At 56.1% G+C, this 5024-nt stretch carries 6 protein-coding genes; 2 read left to right on the forward strand and 4 right to left on the reverse strand.

What is annotated here, in order from left to right; translation table 11 throughout:
- Positions 1–118, forward strand: a 118-nt coding sequence (locus tag JWR17_RS00715) for a helix-turn-helix domain-containing protein (protein WP_299827329.1), incomplete at its 5' end; no start/stop codon positions are given.
- A gap of 107 nt (positions 119–225) precedes the next feature.
- On the opposite strand, the gene JWR17_RS00720 is transcribed toward JWR17_RS00715, so the two are convergent.
- The 4 genes from JWR17_RS00720 to JWR17_RS00735 form a co-directional block, all read right to left on the reverse strand.
- Positions 226–642, reverse strand: coding sequence for an NUDIX domain-containing protein (locus JWR17_RS00720; protein WP_299827320.1), 417 nt, complete (start codon positions 640–642; stop codon positions 226–228).
- Between the two features lie 396 nt (positions 643–1038).
- Positions 1039–2133 carry a cell division protein ZapE gene (gene zapE, locus JWR17_RS00725; protein WP_299827322.1) on the reverse strand — a complete coding sequence of 365 codons (1095 nt, stop codon included), beginning with the start codon at positions 2131–2133 and terminating at the stop codon, positions 1039–1041.
- Between the two features lie 67 nt (positions 2134–2200).
- Positions 2201–3544, reverse strand: coding sequence for a tryptophan--tRNA ligase (locus JWR17_RS00730; protein ID WP_299827324.1), 1344 nt, complete (start codon positions 3542–3544; stop codon positions 2201–2203).
- A gap of 67 nt (positions 3545–3611) precedes the next feature.
- Positions 3612–4241 (reverse strand): alpha/beta fold hydrolase, encoded by a 630-nt coding sequence (locus tag JWR17_RS00735; RefSeq protein ID WP_299827325.1) that lies wholly within the window; start codon positions 4239–4241, stop codon positions 3612–3614.
- A 146-nt stretch (positions 4242–4387) separates the two neighbouring features.
- Between JWR17_RS00735 and JWR17_RS00740 the strand changes: the two genes are divergently transcribed.
- The gene (locus tag JWR17_RS00740) at positions 4388–4822 is read left to right on the forward strand and encodes a DUF1043 family protein (RefSeq protein ID WP_299827327.1); all 435 of its coding nucleotides are present in this window, start codon (positions 4388–4390) and stop codon (positions 4820–4822) included.
- Positions 4823–5024 lie beyond the last annotated feature (202 nt).

Below are 5024 nucleotides of genomic sequence, written 5' to 3' on the forward strand. Positions count from 1 at the left end.
AAAAACGATCAGCTACGAGGTCGGCTATGACGATGCCAGCTTCTTCGCGCGCTTGTTTCGCCAGCATACGGAACTGTCACCGAATCAATACCGCCAGCAGTTTTTGCAGGGGGCTTGACGATGCCCCTGATGCGATGAAGCGATGAAGCGATGAAGCGATGAAGCGATGAAGCGAGGCTAGATGGGCTACCCAATAACTTGGGAAAGAGACTACACCTTCGAATATCACCCGTGCTCTTCTGCGGTGAAGGTTCTCCATACTCCATGTTTGCCTTCACCCGCATCACGGATCCTGACGCGGGTATTAGCTTTCATAGACACAGGCAATGTCACAAGGTGGAAAAAGGCTGCTGCAGAAATTTCATCATTGGCCTCCCACTGATCTCTACCTGTAATTCGGCAGGCGAAGGAAATAACCAGATCGTTCTTGAAGGGCGCTGCGTACAGTCCAATAAGCCGCTCGACCTTAACGTGATACCCCGTCTCCTCTAATACCTCACGAACAACAGCGACCTCCGGCGCCTCTCCATCTTCTAACTTACCGCCAGGCGTAGTCCATCCGAAGGGAGGGTAATTGCGCTGGACGCATAAAATCTCTCCCGCGTCGTTGAAGATCGACGCAAAGACTCCAATCGTAGTCATTAGTTTTGCTCCCGCTTCAGGTTAATACCAAGCCGTTGATGCGACTTAATATCTAACCCCTTCGACAGGAAGACAAATTCAAAAAAAGTCTAAACTCAGACATCGTCCATCTGAATGGATCTCGATCTGCCCGAGGCTGGCCATGACGAGGCCAGCTCCGATCAAACAACGCATAACTTATTGAATTAAAAGATATCTGTAGGAGCTGCCGAAGGCTGCGATTCGACCGGGAACCGGTCGCCCTCGTGATACCGCTGAAGGTCGTGCGACCCTATCGCAGCCTTCGGCAGCTCCTACCGGTTTTGTGTTTGTTGAGCGACAGCGCGGCGTCGGAGACGTGAAGGAACCTCCTACAGATAAGGCAGGCAATCCTCCACGGAAACGCAACGCTACTCGCTAGGGTTTATGCGCCCGCGACAGGAATTCGTGGGATTGCATTTCCAACAGGCGACTGAGGGTGCGCTGGAACTCGAAGTTCAGGCGGCCACCGGTGTACAAATCCTTGAGCTCAACTTCGGCCGAAATGATCAGCTTGACGTTGCGGTCGTAGAATTCATCGACCATGTTGATGAAGCGCCGGGCGATGTCGTCGGTTTTGACGCTCATTTGCTCCACGCCGCTAATCAATACCGCATGGAATATCTTGCCCAGTTCGATGTAATCATTCTGGCTGCGCGGGCCGTCACACAGTTCGCGGAAGTTAAACCAGGCCACGTCATCGCAAGTGAGCATGGCGCGAATTTCGCGGTTCTCGATCATCAGCACATCGTCTTTGATCGCCTGAGTGCACTCCGGCGTCAGCGCTCGAAAGCTTTTGCGCAGGCTTTCTTCGGCGGCTTCGTCCAGCGGGAAGTGAAACAACTCCGCCTGCTCCAGGTGACGCAGACGATAATCCACGCCGCTGTCGACGTTGACGATATCGGTGTTAAGTTTGATCAAAGCAATTGCGGGCAGGAAGCGCGCACGTTGCAGGCCGTCTTTGTACAAACCGTCCGGAACGATGTTCGATGTCGCAACCAGAGTCACTCCGTTCTTGAACAACTCTTCCATCAAAGTGCCAAGGATCATGGCGTCGGTGATGTCCGAAACGAAAAACTCGTCGAAACAGATCACTCGCGCTTCATCAGAAAAACGCTTGGCAATGATCACCAGCGGGTTTTTCTCGCCGTTAAGGGTCTTCATCTCTTCGTGCACACGCTTCATGAAGCGGTGGAAGTGAGTCCGGACCTTTTCCTTGAACGGCAAGGCTTCGAAGAAGGTGTCTACCAGGTAGGTCTTGCCACGGCCGACACCGCCCCAAAAATACAAACCTTTGACGGGCGCCTGGGGCTTCTTGCCAAACAGCTTACCGAGCAGACCCGGCTTGCCGTGCTGCGCGGCGACCAGGTCGTCGTACAGACGTTGCAAATGGCGCACAGCAGTTTCCTGCGCGGCATCGTGGAAGAAGTCGGGGCGCTTCAGATCAGCCTGGTATCGTTCTAGGGGGGTCATATAGGTTAGCAAGGTGACAAAAACGGGTCGCCACTGTAGCGACGACCCCTGAAAATGGCAATCAGACCTATTGCGGGGTCAATGCCAGCTTCAGATTGTCGATGGCCGCATCCCGCGCTGCGCTGTCGGCAAACTCAGGGCTGTCTGCGACACAGGCATCGTCGATCCACACCGTGAAGCGATCCTCTTCACTGCGCAGATCCAACTCGCCACCTTGCTGCAATTGCTTACTGACGGCCCCTGCAGCCTTGCCATCGGCAAAATGGCGCGACAACAAGAGCTGCTCCCCATCAGCAGCCAGCAAGCGGAAACGGAAGCGTCCATCGTCTTCACGGAAGCTGACGAAGCGCGCGCCTTTGCTGGTTTTTTTCTTGCCGCTGCCGGCGCTTTGCACCGCACTGCGGAAAGACCGCAGCCCCACTGCTTCACGCAGTTCCCCGAGGAACGGCGTCGCGACACGGCGGGCCTTTTCGGCGCCGGCGAGCAAAATATCTTCCAGATCATCCGGACGCGCCATGAAACCGTGGTAGCTGTCACGGGCCTCGCTCAGCTCCGTATCAAGCAGCGCAAACAGCCGCTGCTTGGCCTCGCCCCAACTCAAGCCCTGCAACAGCTCAGAACGGAACTCAGCGCCTTGCTCAGGCGTAGCGAAGGCTTGGTAGAGGGTGTACAGGTGCGAGTTGTCCGGATCTTTGGCTTCGCCCGGCAAGCGCGAGTCAGTGACAATCTGCGAAATCGCCGCTTTCATATCTTTAGCGCTGCTGAACAACGGGATGGTGTTGTCGTAGCTCTTCGACATCTTGCGTCCATCCAGCCCTGGCAACGTAGCGACGCTTTCTTCAATCAGCGCTTCGGGCATGACAAAAAACTCTTTGCCTTGGCCGAACAAGTGATTGAAGCGCTGGCCGATGTCACGGGCCATTTCCACGTGCTGGATCTGATCACGACCCACAGGTACTTTGTGGGCGTTGAACATCAGGATGTCAGCGGCCATCAACACCGGGTAGCTGTACAAGCCCATGGTGATCCCGGCGTCCGGGTCTTCGCCGGTTTCGACGTTTTTATCCACCGAGGCCTTGTAAGCATGGGCACGATTGAGCAAACCCTTGGCCGCCACACAGGTCAACAACCAGGTCAGCTCAGGGATTTCCGGGATGTCGGACTGGCGATAGAACGTCACCCGATCGACATCCAGGCCCGCAGCCAGCCACGTCGCAGCGATTTCCAGACGCGAGCGCTGAATGCGCAGCGGGTCATCGCACTTGATGAGGGCGTGGTAGTCAGCCAGAAAGTAGAACGAATCGGCATCGCTCTGGCGGCTGGCAATGATCGCCGGGCGAATGGCACCGGCATAATTACCGAGGTGCGGCGTACCGGAAGTGGTAATGCCGGTCAGGATACGAGTGGTCATGGCTAATCGCTGCTTATTAGAGTGGGGCGGGTTGGGCGCCCGCAGGTTCAGGCGCTTCTGGCTGCAATCAATTGCAAAGACGCGGCAGGACCAGATCTTTTAATTCGGTCAGCTTGCCGTGAAAAAAATGTCCGCATTCTGCCACTTTCAGCAGCTCATGGGGACGTTCGTAAGCGTCGGACCAGTCGTAGACAACTTGTGGCTCGATGACCTCATCTGTTTCCGGTTGTATCAGGGTAAGCGGGCAATTCTGCGGCAGCGGATGCTCGGGGGTCAGACGCATGACCGCCGGCGCAATCATGAACAGCGCTTTGAGGTTTTCACCTTTGGCTTCCAGGCGTCCGCCGAGGCTGGCCGCGACAAACCCGCCAAATGAAAAGCCCAGCAAAGTAATGGGCAGGTCAGGGTGTTTATTGCGCAACCATTGCGCAACGGCTTGGGCGTCATCGACTTCGCCAGAGGCCATATCGGACGCGCCAGCGCTGGCGCCGACCCCCCGATAGTTGAAGCGCAGGGTAATCAAACCGGCGTCGCGCGCGGTGCGCTGTAACGTCGACACCACTTTATTCAGCATGGTCCCACCCTGCACCGGGTTAGGATGGCAGACCAGCGCCAGACCGCGAGCGTCTTCGAGATCCAGGTACAGGGCTTCGATTTGGCCCACTGGGCCATCAATCAATACAGGGGTTTCGCGCATGAGCAAAAATGAACTCCGTGACCTCGATTTGGGTCGACTCGTCTAGCTGATTGTCTGCGTCTGGCATAATCCGTGAGCGTGTCGCGGTATACAGAGCAGGTTCGAGCCGTTAACGTAAAGCAAAGCCGTTTATAGAGGAAGGACTCGTGGAACACTCGCTATTAGTTTGGTTGTTGCCGACTCTCGCCCTGGTTGCAGGTGTCGTCATTGGTTTCCTGGTCGCTCGTCTGCTGCCCAACGCCGCACCCAGCAGCACTCAGCGCCAGCTGGATGATGTTCAGGAGCGCTTCAACAGTTATCAAAACGAGGTGGTTACACACTTCAACAGCACGGCTAGCCTGGTGAACAAGCTTGCGCAGAGCCATCAGGACGTACAGGAACATCTCGCTGACGGCGCCAGCCGCCTGGCGCTGGATGAGCAGACGCGTCAGCGGTTACTGGCCAGTCTGCATGCCGATACCACTCAAGCGCCTCGCGATCGCCTGACGCCGCCACGCAACTCGGAAGCGCCAAAGGACTATGCGCCCAAAACCCCGAATGCACCCGGCATGCTCGATGAGCATTACGGTTTGAAAAAATGATGTGAGTTTTACGCATCAACAGAAAGCCCGTCGTTCAGAATGAACGGCGGGCTTTTTTATGACCATTACGTTCTGAGGTTGCCCGTCGACGCCGTTTCATCTGGCATCTGTAGGAGGTTCCGCCACGTCTCCGACGCCCCCGCTGACGCGCAGCAAACACGAATCTGTAGGAGCAAAGCTGCTCCCACAAAAAATCGCGATC

The organism is Pseudomonas sp., assembly GCF_028293835.1.
Lineage (GTDB): Bacteria > Pseudomonadota > Gammaproteobacteria > Pseudomonadales > Pseudomonadaceae > Aquipseudomonas.

Excerpts from the sequence above, each read along its gene's own strand:
- JWR17_RS00720 (WP_299827320.1), bottom strand. The coding sequence starts at position 642 with ATGACTACGATTGGAGTCTTTGCGTCGATCTTCAACGACGCGGGAGAG.
- zapE (WP_299827322.1), bottom strand. The coding sequence starts at position 2,133 with ATGACCCCCCTAGAACGATACCAGGCTGATCTGAAGCGCCCCGACTTC.
- JWR17_RS00730 (WP_299827324.1), bottom strand. The coding sequence starts at position 3,544 with ATGACCACTCGTATCCTGACCGGCATTACCACTTCCGGTACGCCGCAC.
- JWR17_RS00735 (WP_299827325.1), bottom strand. The coding sequence starts at position 4,241 with ATGCGCGAAACCCCTGTATTGATTGATGGCCCAGTGGGCCAAATCGAA.